Source organism: Pseudomonas sp. S35, assembly GCF_009866765.1.
Lineage (GTDB): Bacteria > Pseudomonadota > Gammaproteobacteria > Pseudomonadales > Pseudomonadaceae > Aquipseudomonas.
Genome location: NZ_CP019431.1, coordinates 5,702,944 through 5,720,286, shown reverse-complemented (window position 1 = coordinate 5,720,286; position 17,343 = coordinate 5,702,944). Strand labels below are relative to the sequence as shown.

The 17,343-nt window shown below is 59.2% G+C and carries 12 protein-coding genes; 5 read left to right on the top strand and 7 right to left on the bottom strand.

Annotated elements, in window-relative coordinates; translation table 11 throughout:
- Window positions 1-142 precede the first annotated feature (142 nt).
- From PspS35_RS25750 to yjiA, 3 genes are all read left to right on the top strand, one after another.
- Window positions 143-2,209: a carbon starvation CstA family protein gene (locus tag PspS35_RS25750; protein ID WP_159937320.1), complete on the top strand. Its 2,067-nt coding sequence runs from the start codon at window positions 143-145 to the stop codon at window positions 2,207-2,209.
- Window positions 2,210-2,224: 15 nt separating this feature from the next.
- Window positions 2,225-2,422 carry a YbdD/YjiX family protein gene (locus tag PspS35_RS25745; RefSeq protein ID WP_003176208.1) on the top strand — a complete coding sequence of 66 codons (198 nt, stop codon included), beginning with the start codon at window positions 2,225-2,227 and terminating at the stop codon, window positions 2,420-2,422.
- A 134-nt stretch (window positions 2,423-2,556) separates the two neighbouring features.
- The gene (gene yjiA, locus PspS35_RS25740; protein WP_159937319.1) at window positions 2,557-3,516 is read left to right on the top strand and encodes a GTPase; all 960 of its coding nucleotides are present in this window, start codon (window positions 2,557-2,559) and stop codon (window positions 3,514-3,516) included.
- Window positions 3,517-3,569: 53 nt separating this feature from the next.
- On the opposite strand, the gene glyA is transcribed toward yjiA, so the two are convergent.
- Complete coding sequence (glyA, locus tag PspS35_RS25735) at window positions 3,570-4,823, bottom strand: serine hydroxymethyltransferase (protein ID WP_053137906.1); 1,254 nt, start codon at window positions 4,821-4,823, stop codon at window positions 3,570-3,572.
- Window positions 4,824-4,985: 162 nt separating this feature from the next.
- Window positions 4,986-8,837 (bottom strand): bifunctional diguanylate cyclase/phosphodiesterase, encoded by a 3,852-nt coding sequence (locus PspS35_RS25730; RefSeq protein WP_159937318.1) that lies wholly within the window; start codon window positions 8,835-8,837, stop codon window positions 4,986-4,988.
- 285 nt (window positions 8,838-9,122) lie between these two features.
- On the opposite strand from PspS35_RS25730, the gene ettA reads away from it, so the two are divergent.
- Window positions 9,123-10,787, top strand: a complete 1,665-nt coding sequence (gene ettA, locus PspS35_RS25725; RefSeq protein WP_159937317.1) for an energy-dependent translational throttle protein EttA — start codon at window positions 9,123-9,125, stop codon at window positions 10,785-10,787.
- Window positions 10,788-11,087: 300 nt separating this feature from the next.
- Complete coding sequence (gene gdhA / locus PspS35_RS25720; RefSeq protein ID WP_159937316.1) at window positions 11,088-12,425, top strand: NADP-specific glutamate dehydrogenase; 1,338 nt, start codon at window positions 11,088-11,090, stop codon at window positions 12,423-12,425.
- On the opposite strand, the gene PspS35_RS25715 is transcribed toward gdhA, so the two are convergent.
- The 5 genes from PspS35_RS25715 to PspS35_RS25695 form a co-directional block, all read right to left on the bottom strand.
- Window positions 12,422-12,910 carry a GreA/GreB family elongation factor gene (locus PspS35_RS25715; RefSeq protein WP_159937315.1) on the bottom strand — a complete coding sequence of 163 codons (489 nt, stop codon included), beginning with the start codon at window positions 12,908-12,910 and terminating at the stop codon, window positions 12,422-12,424. The genes gdhA and PspS35_RS25715 overlap by 4 nt on opposite strands.
- Window positions 12,911-12,980: 70 nt before the next feature.
- Complete coding sequence (locus PspS35_RS25710) at window positions 12,981-13,337, bottom strand: hypothetical protein (protein ID WP_159937314.1); 357 nt, start codon at window positions 13,335-13,337, stop codon at window positions 12,981-12,983.
- A 154-nt stretch (window positions 13,338-13,491) separates the two neighbouring features.
- Window positions 13,492-13,785, bottom strand: a complete 294-nt coding sequence (locus PspS35_RS25705; protein WP_159937313.1) for a chorismate mutase — start codon at window positions 13,783-13,785, stop codon at window positions 13,492-13,494.
- Window positions 13,786-13,959: 174 nt separating this feature from the next.
- The gene (locus PspS35_RS25700) at window positions 13,960-15,045 is read right to left on the bottom strand and encodes a type I restriction endonuclease (protein ID WP_159937312.1); all 1,086 of its coding nucleotides are present in this window, start codon (window positions 15,043-15,045) and stop codon (window positions 13,960-13,962) included.
- Between the two features lie 388 nt (window positions 15,046-15,433).
- Window positions 15,434-17,287 carry a DUF4105 domain-containing protein gene (locus PspS35_RS25695; RefSeq protein ID WP_159937311.1) on the bottom strand — a complete coding sequence of 618 codons (1,854 nt, stop codon included), beginning with the start codon at window positions 17,285-17,287 and terminating at the stop codon, window positions 15,434-15,436.
- Between the last annotated feature and the right edge of the window lie 56 nt (window positions 17,288-17,343).

Sequence of the window (17,343 nt, the reverse complement as noted above, 5' to 3'; positions counted from 1 at the left end):
CCCTGCGCCATCACGGGGCCTTTATTTCTGCTTTTTTCGCCGTTGCAAGGCTCTAGACCAACGTAGGGGGGTGGCCTTTAAGGCCAACAGCGCTAAACTCCGGGTGGCTGTCCTTTCTGTCCACCCTGGCTGGAATATAAAAATGAAAAATAATAATAGCCTGCTACGCCACTTACCCTGGCTGGTGCTGGCAATCGTAGGAGCGTGCGCCCTTGGCGTAGTGGCCTTGCGCCGCGGTGAGGCGATCAACGCCTTGTGGATTGTGGTTGCTGCGGTGGCCATCTACCTGGTTGCTTATCGCTACTACAGTCTGTTCATCGCGAATAATGTGATGCAACTCGATCCACGGCGGGCCACCCCCGCAGTGATCAATAACGACGGTCTGGACTATGTGCCGACCAACAAACACATCCTTTTTGGTCACCACTTTGCGGCAATTGCCGGTGCAGGCCCGTTGGTGGGCCCGGTACTTGCGGCGCAAATGGGCTACCTGCCCGGCACGCTCTGGCTGATTGCCGGCGTGGTGCTGGCCGGTGCGGTGCAGGACTTCATGGTGCTGTTCCTGTCCACTCGTCGCAACGGCCGCTCCCTGGGGGACATGGTTCGCGAAGAGATGGGCCGCATTCCGGGGACCATCGCGCTGTTTGGCTGCTTCCTGATCATGATCATCATCCTCGCGGTGCTGGCGCTGATCGTGGTCAAGGCCCTGGCCGAGAGCCCGTGGGGCATCTTCACGGTAATGGCGACTATCCCGATCGCGATGTTCATGGGCATCTACATGCGCTACATCCGCCCGGGCCGCATCGGTGAAATCTCGATCATCGGCGTGCTGTTGCTGCTGGGTTCGATCTGGCTGGGCGGGCAGATTGCCGCTGACCCTGTCTGGGCCAAGGCGTTCACCTTCACCGGGATCCAGATCACCTGGATGCTGATCGGCTACGGTTTCGTCGCCGCAGTCCTGCCGGTATGGCTGATCCTGGCACCGCGTGACTATCTGTCTACGTTCCTGAAAATCGGCACCATCATCGCCCTGGCCATCGGCATCCTGGTCACCATGCCAGACCTGAAAATGCCAGCGCTGACCCAGTTCATCGACGGCACCGGCCCGGTGTGGAAGGGCGGCCTGTTCCCGTTCCTGTTCATCACCATCGCCTGTGGCGCCGTTTCGGGTTTCCACGCGCTGATCTCCTCGGGCACTACGCCCAAGTTGCTCGCCAACGAAAGCCACGCCCGCTACATCGGTTACGGCGGCATGCTGATGGAGTCGTTCGTCGCGATCATGGCCATGGTTGCCGCTTCGGTGATCGAGCCTGGTGTGTACTTCGCCATGAACAGCCCGGCCGCCGTGGTTGGCAGCGACGTGGTCACCGTGGCACAAACCGTCAGCAGCTGGGGTTTTGCAATTACCCCTGAGGCGCTGTCGGCCGTGGCCCATGACATCGGTGAAACCACCATCCTGGCCCGTGCCGGCGGTGCACCGACGCTCGCGGTGGGTATCGCGCAGATCCTGCACAGTGTGCTGCCGGGTGAAAACACCATGGCGTTCTGGTACCACTTTGCGATCCTGTTCGAAGCGCTGTTCATCCTGACGGCTGTCGATGCCGGTACCCGTGCCGGTCGCTTCATGCTGCAAGACTTGCTGGGCTCCTTCGTGCCGGCGCTCAAACGCACCGAGTCCTGGACCGCCAACCTGATCGCGACCGCCGGTTGCGTGGCGATGTGGGGTTACCTGCTGTACCAAGGCGTGATCGACCCATTGGGCGGGATCAACACCTTGTGGCCGCTGTTCGGTATCTCCAACCAGATGCTGGCGGGTATCGCGCTGATGCTGGCGACGGTTGTGCTGATCAAAATGAAACGCCAACGCTACATCTGGGTGACCATGCTGCCGGCTGTCTGGCTGCTGATCTGCACCACCACCGCGGGCTTCATCAAGCTGTTCGACGCGAACCCTGCGATCGGCTTCCTGTCGCTGGCCAAGAAATACAGTGATGCACTGGCCAACGGCCAGATCCTGGCCCCGGCCAAGAGCATCGACCAGATGCAGCACGTGATCTGGAACGCCTACACCAACGCAACGCTGACGGCGCTGTTCCTGTTCGTGGTCTTCAGCATCCTGTTCTATGCACTCAAGGTCGGCGTTGCTGCCTGGGGCAACAAAGAACGTACGGATAAAGAAGCCCCGTTCCAGGCTCAGCCGGACGCGTAATCGAGGATTGCAAGCATGTTCAATGACATCAGTCGCCTCGGTAAATACCTCGGTCAGGCCGCGCGCCTGATGGTCGGCATGCCCGACTACGACACGTACGTCGAGCATATGCAGACCAAACACCCGGACAAACCGATGATGGACTACAAGGCGTTCTTCCGGGAACGCCAGGAAGCTCGTTACGGTGGCAAGGGTGGGCCCAAGTGCTGTTGATTTAACGTAACACCCCTGTGGGAGGGGGCTTGCCCCCGATAACGGTGTATCAGTGACACATCAGTGCCTGACACACTGCTATCGGGGGCAAGCCCCCTCCCACACTTGTTTGTGTTCCTTCAAGGAGAATATTTTTGCCCTCTCCCATCCCCGTCACCGTCCTCAGCGGCTTCCTTGGCGCAGGCAAGACCACCTTGCTGCGCCATCTGCTCAAGGCCGAACACGGCTTGAAAATCGCCGTGATCGAAAACGAATTCAGCGACGCCGGTATCGACACCCAATTGCTGGGCACCGAACCGGTGCAAGTCATGACCCTGTCCAACGGCTGCGTGTGCTGCACCATCCACACCGACCTGACCAAAGCGCTCTACCTGTTGCTGGAACGCCTGGACAGCGGCGAGATCGCCTTCGACCGCCTGGTGATCGAGTGCACCGGCCTGGCCGACCCGGCACCCGTAGCCCAGACCTTTTTCATTGATGAGGAACTGCGCGAGCGCTACATCCTCGACGGCATCATCACGCTGGTGGACGCGGCCCACGCCGAGCACCACCTGACCCAGACCATCGCCCAGGCCCAGATCGGGTTTGCCGACCGGCTGTTGGTGAGCAAGCGTGACCTGGTGGACGATGCCACCTTTGATGCCCTCAGCGAACGCCTCACTCGCATCAACCGCCGCGCGCCGATTCGTGGGGTTGAGCATGGCAAGATTGACCTGGCCGAATTGCTCGACGTGCGCGGCTTTAACCTCAACGCTGGCATGAGCCTGCGCCCGGTGAGCAAGGCGCCGTCCATCGACCGCATCTCCAGCCTGGTGCTGCGCACCGACCAGCCGCTGGATATCGACCGGCTCAGCGAGTTTATGAACGAACTGCTGGAAGACCACGGCAAGCAACTGCTGCGCTACAAGGGCGTGCTGAACATTGCCGGCGAAGACCGGCGCATGGTGTTTCAGGGCGTGCTGAAACTCTACGGCTTCGATTGGGACACCGAATGGGCCGAGGGCGAGACGCGGGAAAGTGTGATCGTGTTTATTGCTGATGAGCTGCCGCAAGACAAGATCCGCGAAGGCTTTGCCCGTATCTATCAGGCATAAAAAAGCCCACTGTAGGTGCGAGCAAGCTCGCTCCTACAGTGGGCTTCTTTTTGTTACGCGCCGTATACCGGCAGTTTCTTGCAGATGGCCTTGACCTTCTCACGGACCGCGTCGATCACGGCTTCGTTGTTCAGGTCAGCCAGGATGTCGCAGATCCAGCCAGCCAGTTCCTTGCACTCTGCTTCTTTAAAGCCACGAGTGGTCACTGCCGGGGTGCCGAAGCGCAGGCCCGAGGTGACGAACGGCGAACGTGGGTCGTTCGGTACGGAGTTTTTGTTCACGGTGATGAAGGCTTTGCCCAGGGCAGCGTCTGCATCTTTACCGGAGATGTCCTGCTTGATCAGCGACAGCAGGAACAGGTGGTTTTCAGTACCGCCGGACACCACGTCAAAACCGCGCTCGATGAACACGCTGGCCATAGTCTGGGCGTTCTTGACCACTTGTTGCTGGTAGGTCTTGAACTCAGGCTGCAGCGCTTCCTTGAAGCAGATCGCCTTGGCGGCAATCACGTGCTCCAGCGGGCCACCCTGGGCGCCTGGGAATACAGCGGAGTTCAGCTTCTTCTCGATCTCGGCGTTGGCGCGAGCCAGGATCAGGCCGCCACGTGGACCGCGCAGGGTCTTGTGGGTGGTGGTGGTGACCACGTCAGCGAATGGCACCGGGTTCGGGTAGACGCCAGCGGCGACCAGACCGGCCACGTGGGCCATGTCGACGAACAGGTAGGCGCCAACCTTGTCAGCGATCGCACGGAAACGTGGGAAGTCCAGGATCTGCGAGTAGGCAGAGAAACCGGCCACGATCATTTTTGGCTTGTGTTCAACCGCCAGGCGCTCGACTTCGTCGTAGTCGATCAGGCCGTTGGCATCGATACCGTATTGAACGGCGTTGTACAGCTTGCCGGAGGAGGAAACGCTGGCGCCGTGGGTCAGGTGACCGCCGTGTGCCAGGCTCATGCCCAGGATGGTGTCGCCGCCTTGCAGCAGGGCCAGATACACGGCGCTGTTGGCTTGGGAGCCGGCGTGTGGCTGGACGTTGGCGTAGTCGGCGCCGAACAGTTCCTTGGCGCGATCAATGGCCAGTTGCTCAACCACGTCGACGTACTCGCAACCGCCGTAGTAGCGCTTGCCTGGGTAGCCTTCGGCGTATTTGTTGGTCAGAACCGAACCTTGAGCCTCCATAACCGCAGGGCTGGTGTAGTTTTCCGAAGCGATCAGCTCAATGTGCTCTTCCTGGCGCACGGCTTCTTGCTCCATGGCGGCGAAGAGATCGGCGTCGTACTTGGCAATGGTCAAATCACGGCTGAACATGGCGGTCCTCAAGGATCGGGGGCAGAAAAGGAGGGCATTCTAACCCAATGGGTTTTAGATGGCATATGAAAGGACATCATGTCGCGGACAAGCGGGATTCACTTGGGGATGAGTGGTGGCTTTGAAGGCCCCATCGGGGGCCAGTAGCCTCACCCCACAATCTCAGTCGAACATGAAGAGGGCATCATTGCTGAACTGCACCTCAAACCGATTCGCCGGCATCGGTCGCCCGAACAGATAACCCTGCACCTCGTCGCAACCATGTTCACGCAGGAAGTCCAATTGCTCATGGGTTTCCACGCCTTCGGCGATCACCGCCAGGTTCAGGCTGTGGGCCATGGCGATAATGGCACGGGCGATCTGCGCGTCCTGCTCGCCGGACGGCAGGCCATCGACGAAGGTGCGGTCGATCTTCAGCACATCAATGGGGAACTGCTTGAGGTAGTTGAGCGACGAATAACCCGTGCCGAAGTCGTCCACCGCAATGCTCAGGCCCAGGTTTTTCAGACTGTCGAGGATGTGCAGCGCTTCGTTGACTTCGCGCATCAGGATGCTCTCGGTCAGTTCCAGCTCCAGGCACGCCGGCGGCAGGCCGGTGTCCTTGAGGATGGTCGCGATGCGCGTGCCCAGTTGGCCGTCGGAAAACTGCCTTGCCGAGATGTTCACCGAGACTTTCGGCACGCGCACCTTGTTCTGGTGCCAGGTCTTGAGCTGGCGGCAGGCTTCGCTGATCACCCAGTCGCCCACGTCCACCACCAGGCCCAACTCTTCCAGCACCGGAATGAAGTCCCCCGGTGGCACCAACCCGCGACGCGGATGGCGCCAGCGCAGCAGGGCTTCGGCGCCGGTCAGGCGTTTACCGTCGCCGCTGAACTGCGGTTGGTAATAAAGCACGAATTCGTTCTGCTCCAGGGCGTGGCGCAGGTCGCTTTCCAGTTCCAGGCGTTCCAGGGCGCTGGCGTTCATGTCGGCCTGGTAGAACTGGAAGTTGTTCTTGCCGCGTTCCTTGGCGTGATACATCGCCGTATCGGCGTTTTTCATCAGTTGGCTCAGCTCGTTGCCATCCTGCGGGCTGAGGGCAATGCCGATACTGGCGGTCACAAAGAACTCACGACCTTCCAGCACGAAGGGTTTCACCAGGCTGGCGAGGATCTGCTCGGCCACGTGAATCGCACGGTTCAGCGCCATTTCACGGCTGAGCCGTGGTTGCAGCAGCAAGGTGAACTCATCACCGCCCATGCGCGCCACGGTGTCGTCTTCGGCCACGCAGCCGAGCAGGCGGGTGGCCATTTCCTTGAGCATGCGATCGCCGGCGGCGTGGCCCAAGGAATCGTTGATCGGCTTGAAGCGGTCAAGGTCGAGGAACATCAGCACCACCCATGACTTCTGCCGCTCGGCCGACTGCAACGCGGTGTGCAGGCGGTCCTGGAACAGCGTGCGGTTGGGCAGGTGGGTCAGGGCGTCGTAATAGGCCAGGCGGTGGATGCGCTGCTCGCTGGCCTTGCGCTCGCTGATATCACTGAAGAAACACACGTAGCTGGCCAGGTCGCCTTCGTCGTCGAACACCGCCGTAATGCCGACCCAGGCGGGGTAGTGCTCGCCGTTGCGGCGCTTGAGCCACACTTCGCCTTCCCAGGTGCTGTGCTGGTGCAGTTGCTTGAGCACGTAGCGCAGGTGTGCTTCTTGCTGTTCGTCGACGGTGAGCATGTTCGGCAATTGGTCGAGCACATCGGCCACCGCGTAGCCGCTGACCCGGCTGAACGCCTCGTTGGCCTGCACGATATAACCCGCCGGGTCGGTGATCAGGATCGCCGAGGTGGAATGCTCGAAGACCGTGGCCGCCATGCGCAGGTCTTTTTCGGCGCGGCGCTGCTGGCTGATATCGCGGCCCACACCGAGGATGCCTTCGAAGGCGCCGTGTTCGTCCCACACCAGCACCAGGCGCAGTTCGATCGGCACTTTACGACCATCGGCGCGCAGGCAGTCGAACAGGAACAACTGGGTCTGCACATCATCGCGCAGCTTGCACAGCGCCTCGGCGTCGCCCAGCGCACGGCTGACCTGTTCCACCAGGCTGTAGATACCGGCCAGTTGCGCGGGGTTGGCGATGATCGACTGCCAGCCGTTCTTGAACACCCAGTCGACGTCATACCCCAGCACCGCGTTGACCGACGGGCTGATGTAGTTGAGGGCCAGTTGGCTGTCGGTGGAGCAGATCACGTCGCTGATGCTTTCGGCCAGCATGCGGTAGCGCTGCTCGCTGTCGCGCAGGGATTCGCTCGCTTCGATCTGGTCGGTGATGTCCTTGGCCACGCCGATGATGCGCGTGACTTGGGTGGTCTTGTCCCTAGCCAGGGCCTGCTCGCGAATTTCGAAACGCCGCCATTGGTTGTTGCGATGGCGAAAGCGCAGTTGGCATTGCAACTGTGTGGTGTAGCCGGCATCGCGCTGCGCCTGGCGCAAGGAGTGGTAATGCTCGGCGTCTTCGGGGTGCAGCAGGATTTCCCAGAAGTACTCGCCCATTTGCTGCAGTTCGGCCTTGGTATAGCCGAGGGTATGGCCCAAGTGGTGGTTGCTGAAAATCATGCGCTGGCTGATCACGTCCTGCACATACAGGTGATCAGGCACCGTGCGCACCACGTCGGACCAGAAACTCTCGCGCTCCACCAGCGACAGTTCGATCAGCTTGCGGCTGGTGATATCGCTGATGCTGAGGATCACCGCCTTGAAATCGTCCTGCTGCTCCGGCAGGCGCATGACCAACCACAGGTATTGCTCGTTGCCGGCCATATCCTTGAGTTGGATTTCCAGCTCAAGCTGGTTCTGCTGAGTCAGGACGGCTTCGAGTACCTGATGGCCGATGGACGTGCAATTGCGTGGGCAATCATCGATCAGTCGCTCCCAGGCTTCATCGCATGACCCTGCGTTCAGCAGGCGCACCGCCACCTGGTTGATCTCGGTGATGCGCAGTTCCTTGAGCAACTGCCTGCTTTCTTCGGGGTTGCCCTGCAGCCAGGCGTGCAATTGCTCGCGAGTTTGCAGGTGCGCCTTGTGAAACACTGGTTTAAGGCCCGAGAGGTCAAGCACGCACAGGGCGACGCCAGTGCCTTCGAAAATATCCTGGTAGCGTCGGCGGCCTTCATGCACCTGGCGCTGGCGGCGGCGCATATTCAACAGCACGATCACCGGGATCAACGAGAAGGCCAGGCCCAACAGGCATTTGCCGATAAACGCCGGCAGCAGTTGTTCCAGCACGGCTGCGCGATCGAACATGCCGCGCAATTGCCAGTCGCTTTTGCTCAACGGGGTGACCAGTACGCTTTTGTTCAAGTCATCCGGGGTCAGGGCGCTGGACCATTGCGCCGGCATGCCGCTGTCACGGCTGACCACGCGGTGGTTCACGCGGTTCTCGATGGCCCACATCGGCCGCGGGCCCTGGCTGTCCTGGCGGGTAAGGCCGGTCAGGTAACTGGGTGCCAGGCGCAGCGCCCAGTACATCCTTGAGCCGCCGCTGGGCTGGTGCAGCAGCAGGTAGATGATGGTGCCGTCGTTGTTGTTGCTCAGGTAATAGGACTGGCCGTGGCTGCGCTGCACCAACTCTTCCAGCCAGGCGCTGTCCTGGCTGTCAGTGGCGCTGTCGCTGATCATCGCGCCGCTGGGGGCGAGCAGGGCGATACTGCGCAACTCTGGCAGGGAGCGCTGCAAGGTGCGCATCAAGGCTTGTTGTTGCTCGCTGTCGCGCGGCGGCTCGACCATCGGCAGCAGGTTGAGGGCAATTTTTGCGCTCAAGGCCATGTTCAGGCTGATCTGTTCAGCCAGGTCGGCACTGTAGTCGATGGTGTACTGCTGTTGGTTTTTCTGGTTTTGCTGCAGTTGATCCAGCAGTTGCCAGAACAATAACGCGAGCAACATGAGGACAAGCGTCGCCAATGCGCCTTTAAGGGTGCCGTGCAGGGGCGCTCCCGGCGCTATATGAGCGGCGCGCAGGGGAGTTGGCGGCGTGACTTTGGACAAGCTGTGATCCTGCGGTTTGGCTGGACTGGCGCGCGACGTGCACTATAAGCCGGACGCCCGGAGGGCGGCTAGCATGCCTTGAGTTGTGGCAAAGTGCCAGCCCCGCTTGGCTGGACTGACCAAGCGCATTCAGGTAGCTTTGCCGGTTACGCGGGGGCGTTCCAGCCCCAGACACTCAGGCTTTTTCCGCTCGCTGGCATTGATGATAGTCAACGGCCCGCGCGGCGCATGGCCTGGCACGGGCTTCGCCCGCTTAATTCATCAGTCACTGACGCTAGGTTCACCATGGCTCAATACGTCTTCACCATGCATCGGCTGGGAAAAGTTGTTCCGCCGAAGCGGGAAATCCTGAAAAACATTTCGCTGTCCTTCTTCCCTGGCGCCAAGATCGGCGTGCTCGGCCTCAACGGTTCGGGTAAGTCCACGCTGCTGAAAATCATGGCCGGCGTCGACACCGAGTTCGAAGGCGAAGCCCGCCCGATGCCGGAACTGAACATCGGTTACCTGCCGCAGGAGCCGATCCTGGACCCGACCAAGACCGTACGTGAGGTGGTCGAGGAAGCGGTCAGCGTGATCAAGAACGCCCAGGCGCGTCTGGACGAGGTCTACGCAGCTTACGCTGAAGAAGACGCCGACTTCGACAAGCTGGCTGCCGAGCAGGCCAAGCTCGAAGCCATCCTGCAGGCCAGCGACGGTCACAACCTGGAGCGCCAGCTGGAAGTCGCCGCCGACGCGCTGCGCCTGCCGGCGTGGGACGCCAAGGTCGAATTCCTGTCCGGCGGTGAGAAGCGTCGTGTGGCGCTGTGCCGCCTGCTGCTGTCGGCCCCTGACATGCTGCTGCTCGACGAACCGACCAACCACTTGGACGCCGATTCCGTCGCTTGGCTTGAACACTTCCTGCACGATTTCCCGGGCACCGTGGTTGCGATCACGCACGACCGGTACTTCCTGGACAACGTAGCCGGCTGGATCCTTGAGCTCGACCGTGGCGCGGGTATCCCTTACGAGGGCAACTACTCCGGTTGGCTGGAAGCCAAGTCTGACCGTCTGGCGGCCGAATCCAAGCAGCAATCGGCCCACGAAAAAGCCATGAAGGAAGAACTGGAGTGGGTGCGCAAAGGCGCCAAGGCCCGCCAGTCCAAATCCAAGGCACGTCTGCAACGCTTCGAAGAAATGCAGTCGCAGGAATTCCAGAAGCGCAGCGAAACCAACGAGATCTACATTCCGGCCGGTCCGCGCCTGGGTGACAAGGTCATCGAGTTCAAGAACGTTTCCAAAGGCTATGGCGACCGCGTGTTGATCGACAACCTGTCTTTCTCCATGCCAAAAGGCGCGATCGTCGGCGTTATCGGTGGTAACGGTGCGGGTAAATCCACATTGTTCCGCATGCTGATGGGCAAGGAAACTCCGGATTCGGGCACCATCGAAGTCGGCGAAACCGTGCAACTGGCCTGTGTGGACCAGAGCCGCGACGACCTCGACGGCAGCAAGACGGTGTTCCAGCAGATTTCCGACGGTTCCGACCAGATCCGCATCGGCAACTATGAAATCCCGTCGCGTACCTACGTCGGCCGTTTCAACTTCAAGGGCGGCGACCAGCAGAAGTTCGTCAAGGACCTGTCCGGTGGTGAGCGCGGTCGCTTGCACCTGGCCCTGACCTTGAAAGAAGGCGGCAACGTGCTGCTGCTCGACGAACCGTCCAACGACCTCGACGTTGAAACCCTGCGTTCCCTGGAAGAAGCCCTGCTGGACTTCCCGGGCGCCGCCATTGTGATCTCTCACGATCGGTGGTTCCTTGACCGCGTCGCGACCCACATCCTGGCGTACGAAGACGACTCGCAAGCGGTGTTCTTCGAAGGCAACTACACCGAGTACGAAGCCGATCGTAAAAAGCGCCTGGGCGACGCTGCTGCCCAGCCGCACCGTGTACGCCACAAAAAACTGGCCTGATATAGGCCGGTTTGAACATGAGCGGAGCCTTCGGGCTCCGCTTTTTTTTACGCGTTTTTTGGGGCAAACACCGATCAAATGTGGGAGTGGGCTTGCCCCGATAGCAATCTATCTGTTGGTGCATCTGCCTGATCTGAAATCCCCTTTTAAGTGCATAAACCCCGCTAAAACTGGATACATTTATATCTAATGCACCATTTAAATTCACAAAGGCGACATTTTGCCCTGTCGCAGTGCGACATGAATTGATAAAGTCCGGCTCAATCTCATTTAAAAACAATCAATTTTCCGAGACTTTTCATGATCGAATCCGTCGAATCCTTCCTTGCCCGCCTCAAGAAACGCGACCCAGACCAGCCAGAGTTCCACCAGGCTGTAGAAGAAGTCCTACGCAGTCTGTGGCCGTTTCTTGAAGCCAACCCCCACTACCTGACCTCGGGTATTTTGGAGCGCATCTGCGAGCCGGAACGTGCGATTACGTTTCGGGTGTCGTGGGTGGATGATCACGGCAAGGTCCAGGTCAATCGCGGTTTCCGGATCCAGATGAACAGCGCCATCGGCCCCTATAAAGGCGGCCTGCGCTTCCACCCGTCGGTGAACCTCGGCGTGCTGAAATTCCTCGCCTTTGAACAGACCTTCAAGAATTCCCTGACCTCGTTGCCCATGGGCGGCGGCAAAGGTGGCTCGGACTTTGATCCAAAAGGTAAGAGCGACGCCGAAGTCATGCGCTTCTGCCAGGCGTTCATGAGCGAGTTGTACCGCCATATCGGCGCGGACGTGGACGTGCCGGCCGGCGATATCGGCGTGGGCGCCCGTGAGATCGGCTTCCTGTTTGGCCAGTACAAGCGCCTGAGCAATCAGTTCACCTCGGTATTGACCGGTAAAGGCATGACCTACGGCGGCAGCCTGATCCGCCCGGAAGCCACCGGTTTCGGCTGCGTGTACTTCGCCGAAGAAATGCTCAAGCGCAACGGCCAGCGCGTTGAGGGCAAGCGTGTCGCGGTGTCCGGCTCTGGCAACGTGGCGCAATACGCCGCGCGCAAGGTCATGGACCTGGGTGGCAAGGTGATTTCCTTGTCCGATTCCGAAGGGACGCTGTACGCCGAAAGCGGTTTGACCGAGGAGCAATGGTCGGCCCTGCTGGAATTGAAGAACGTACAACGCGGTCGCATCAGCGAACTGGCCGAGCGTTTTGGCCTGGAATTCCGTAAAGGCCAGACGCCGTGGGAGCTGGCCTGCGACATCGCACTGCCATGCGCCACCCAGAACGAACTCGACGCCGAAGCCGCCCGCACCTTGCTGCGCAACGGCTGCCTCTGCGTGGCCGAAGGCGCGAACATGCCGACGACGCTTGAGGCGGTGGATATCTTTATCGAGGCAGGCATTCTGTTCGCGCCAGGCAAGGCTTCCAACGCCGGTGGCGTAGCCGTGAGTGGCCTGGAAATGTCGCAGAACGCCATGCGCCTGCTGTGGACCGCCGGTGAAGTCGACAGCAAGCTGCACAACATCATGCAGTCGATCCACCACGCCTGCGTGCATTACGGCGAAGAAAACGGCCGGGTCAACTACGTGAAGGGCGCGAATATCGCGGGCTTCGTCAAAGTCGCCGACGCGATGCTGGCCCAAGGCATCGTTTAAACCTGGGGTTCGATGCTTAGCACTTCGATCAACTGATCGCCGACGGGGCGTTGCCACAGCACCTCGTCGCCGACCTGGGCGCCCAGTAGTGCGCGGCCCAGCGGTGAGCCCCAGTTGATCAGGCCTGCGCTGGCATCGGCCTGGTCTTCACCGACCAGTTGGATGCGCTGCTGCTCGTCCTGCTCGTTGGCGAAAGTGACCCAACTGCCGATCTGCACCTTATCGGTGGACGTGGCCGGCGCCACGACCTGCGCGCTTTGTACTCGCTGGTTGAAGTAACGCAAGTCCCGCTCGAGGTCAGCCTGGCGCTGTTTGTCGCCCTTGGCGGACTCGATGCTGTACTCATGCTGCAACTGCGCAACCTTGGCCTGCAACTGCGCCAAGCCTTGCGCGGTGAGGCGATTGGGTTGCCCGCTGACCTGGCGTTCTACCGGCTGATCGGCCTGGGCGGCAGCGTTGTCTTCATTTACAAAAGCACGGCTCATAGCATTCTCCCTCATTGGAGTTTGGGCCATGGTCGCCGTGCATTAGTTTCGATGGATGTCTGAAAACGACCTATTGCGAGCGATACGCCCGCGCCGCATCGCGATCTTTCTCCTGCTGCCAGGCGCGTTCGCGGTCGTCCCAGTGGTTGTCCTTGTAGTCGCGCAGCTCTTCGTTCTCACGCATGGCCTTGCACTGGCGGAAGCCGTCTTCCCAGCCTTCGGCGTAGGTGCGGTCTTTCAAATAACGCGGCACGCTCTTGCGAAACGTTCCCGTAATCACCCCGGCCGCCTGGCGACCGCTGCTGCAACCATCATCAAAGCCATCAGCAAAGGCCGGCGGATAACCCTTGGCCAATAACTCCTGGTGAGTCGATTGACACCCCACCAGCCACACCATCGCACACAGCATTACCGCAGACCGCCACATGGCGTACTCCCTCGCCGTTTCACGGCTGATGTGGGAAGTCTAGAAGGGGATTCGTCGGGGAGATGTGAAAGGCGTGTGAGAAATCTGTAGATCGCTTTGGACTGCGCTGGCGAGCTTGCGTGGCGAGGGGGCAAGCCCGCTCGCCACTGGGGGACTATGTTGTTAGCGCCGCATGCTCACCCAATTCCTGCTGAATAAATGCCGAAATCATCGCGCGATACACCTGCTCGGTAACGTCCGGGTTGGCACCTAGTGTGTGCGATAAATCCCGCACCTTGGCGATCACCTGTTCAACCCGTTGTGGTGCCTTGACAGCATCAGCATTCTTTTTAAAGCGCGCGGCTTGGGATACGTAGCCGCCACGTTCAGCCAGTAGGCTGACAATTTGCTGGTCGAGGCGGTCGATGTTGTCACGGACTTCTTCGAGAGTGTTGCAGTTAACTGCCATGTTGATTGAACTCCCTGAGATGGAAACTGAATAAATACGGACAAATGTGGGAGGGCAAGCCCCCTCCGACATTTTTAAACTCCGCCCGGCTTTAAGGCCGGTTACGCAGTGATATCACTTCGATGTTGCTGCGAGATGCGCAAGCCTGCTCGCCACAGGGTTATCGTTGTGTCGTCAGTCGTAATAACCCACTGTCTTTTTCAGTTGATCTGCGTACTCGTAAATCTCATCAATGGACGAAATTGCGTGCCGGGTTTCGTTTTTCTCTTCGTCGAATATGCCGAGGTATTTCTGGCTGCGATTGAAATGAAGGCGGCAGATCGGTTTGCGGTTGTTGTCATCCAGGAGTATGCCGAAATAGCTCTGGGTATCCCGTTGAACGATACGTTTGGCATCGACGACCGAACGAACGACAGCACGAACGATGTGATAACCCTCCATCTCTTCAAGAGTGGTCAATATCTTGTCTTCTGATTCGTCGCGGTCCTGTGTCTCTGCATTAGCGCTGTTTGCGACCGGCATAGACGCTATCGTCGGTTGAATAACGCCGCTCATGGCTGACTTGAGTCGGTCATTGATTTGATCATTCAAAAACTGAGCTAACGCTTTTCGCGTCAGTTCAAAAAACTGCTCACGCACCTTCTGGGTGATGACACCATCATAAACGCGGGATGCGAAGAATTTCACGAACTCGTCTTCTGGTTTGTTGACCTGAGCGCCTATGATTTTCTTGAGTTGGCTGACGTACTTCAGCTCTCCTGCGGCATTGATGATTGAGTCCACGTCGAAAGCTGACTTGGTGAGCTTGATCAATTCCGGCACGGAATATTCGTCAATGTCCAGCAGGTCCAGTTCCAGAAATGGTTTTTCGTCCATTTTATTGGGGGCGTCCAAGTCGGTAAAAAACCTATAGACCTGGCCGTTAGTGAGGATGGAGATTCTTGCGCTCGTCACATGGAAGTATCGAAAAAGCTGGGAGGCGTGATTAATGCTCAGTGATTCGCCGATTTTTTTGCATTCGATGAGAATTTGAACCTCACCGTTTTTCATGATGGCGTAGTCTATTTTTTCGCCTTTTTTTGTCCCCACATCGCATACGAACTCAGGTGTCACTTCCTGAGGATCAAACACGTCGTAGCCCAGCACCGTGTTGATAAAAGGCATTACGAAAGCATTTTTTGTCGCTTCTTCTGTTTGAATGGCGGGGCCTTGTAACCGGACTTTTGCTGCCAGACTGGTGAGCTTTTCAAAAAAATCCATAGTAAGTCTCTACCTATTCAGATCCGTGGATAGATGTGGTGGCAATTTGATTGCTACTCGCGAGACTAGTCAAAAATCTTCATAAAGCGAGCAGGGGATTCACAAGTTTATTGCAGCGCAAAAAAGCTAAAAATGCGCTTCAAAACTTTGGCTTATTAGTCAGTGACTTGAAGACATCCTAAGAATTTCTGAGTGAGGGAATAAATTTGAGAGTTTTTTGCTGATTTGAGTTGTTGTGGGCGAGGCGCAGCTGAATCAATGCAGATCCAAATGTGGGAGGGGGCTTGCCCCCGATGGCGGTGCATCAGCCAAATATTCAGTGACTGACACACCACTATCGGGGCAAGCCCCCTCCCACATTGGTATTGAGTTTGGCTTTAGAGTCGCGCTAGTAGTGATACCACTTCACTTCAAGCATCACTTCATTCACCGGCGTCGACAAGTGGCTGTACTCGCGCTGTGCACTCAGGCGCAGGCCCAGGTTGCGCGACAATTCCCACTGCTGGTTCAGGCTGATGCTGCGCCGCACTTCGCCATTGGTGAAGAAATCGCCCTTGGCTTCCAGGCTCAGGTTGCCCAGCGGGTTTTTCCACAGGACGCCGGTGTTGAAGCCGGCGGCGGGGGAGATGGCTTCGCTGAAGTCGTTGTTGTGTTCCACGCGCACGGTGCCGAGGGCGAAGCCGAGCATGTCGTCGCCGAGTTGCCAGGTGCCACCGGCGCCGCCGTTGACGTGGGCGACCAGGGTTTCGTCGTCGTGTTTGCCAGGTACGCGTTCCAGGCCGCCGGTGACTTGCCAGGACCACGGTTGCAGCAGGGCGTTGCGCGGGGTCAGGGAGCGGATGGTGGCCAGGTCTAGTTGCTGCAGTTGCCAGTGGTTGCCTTCGTACTGGCGCAGTTTCATTTGCAGGATTTCGATCTGGGCGCCGAGGGGGAAGCCTTCGGCGTTGTCGTTGAGGTCGTGGTAGGCCATGCGCAGGCCGTACTCACCGAAGGCTTTGTCGCCACGGGTACCGATGCCGGCTTGCCAGGTTCGTGACTCATGGCCGTTTTCCGGCAGGCCGGGAGGCGTGATCTTAAGGTCCGGCGCGGGGTTCTGGTTGATCGCGCGCAGCAGTTCGAAACTGCGTTGGGAGCGTGCGGTGTCGCGCTCCAGGCCATTGGCGCGGTAGCGGCCCAGGCGGTAAGCGGCGTCGATGATCAGGGCCTGGCGGTCGCGGGGCAATGCTTTGAAGGCGGGCGCCTGCAATTGTTGCTGGTCATCGCTGACCTTGAGCACCCATTGCTGCTCGTCGCTGTCCAGCGGCTTGGCGCGTTCCAGCAGCTCGCGCTCGCGGGACGGCCGGTAGTCGATCTTCTCGACCAGGCCCGCGTCCTTCACGGCCTTGACCGTGTCGGTAGGAATGGCGGTCAGCGGGAACTGTTCAGTCAGGCGCAGGCCCGGACGGGCCACTTGCAGCAGTTCCAGCAGGCGATAGGAGCAGTTTTCGTCGAAGAAGAAGTAGTCGAACTGGATCTGCTTGAGCTCCCACACGTGCTCGACCATGCGCTCGGTCTCGACCTGGGTGAGGTTGAGGCGGTATTCCCACAGGTCGCGGTTTTCGAGGCTACGGTATTCGGAGAGTTTTTCCTGGTAGGGCACCAGCGCGAACAGGCCGGGGTAGCCGCCCATCAGGCCTTTCCAGGCGTAGAGGATGCTGTTGTCCGAGCCTTCGATGTACGCGCCGAAGTTGATCGCATAGCTCAGTAGCGCGGTTTTGTTGCTCTGCACGTCGGCCTGGTCGATACGCAGCAGGGTGTGGCCGAACATCGACGACGGGCTGTTGAGGTAGGCCGCCGGGAAGATCATCACCGCGCTGTGAGGGGCGACGTCCTTGAACCATTGCTTGAATTCTTTGCAGTCCACGGCGGGCAGGTCGGTCAGGTGCAACTGATCCTTGAGCCAGCGGGTACGCGCGGGGTAGACGCATTGGGCATGTTTTTCACCCAGGCTGGCCGGAGCGTAGAGCGCTTCAACGGTGGCCTTGAGTTCCGCATCCGGATGGTGAGCGCCATCGGGTGCGAGGAAAAATTTCTGTTCGCTGACATAACTGCGCCAGCCTTTGAGCTTGCCGGCTTCGTAGTGGCCCAGCGACAGCCAGAATGGATCGTTGGCCAGTTGCTGCAAACGTTGATCATCAAGATGCGGTGCCGCGTACAGCGGGGCGCAGGCGAAGAGTGCCATCCAGGCAAAGCGTTTGAGCATAGGGGCAACTTAAGTCGGAAATTAGAGAGACCCAAAGAGGAGGCGGGTCCAAAAAT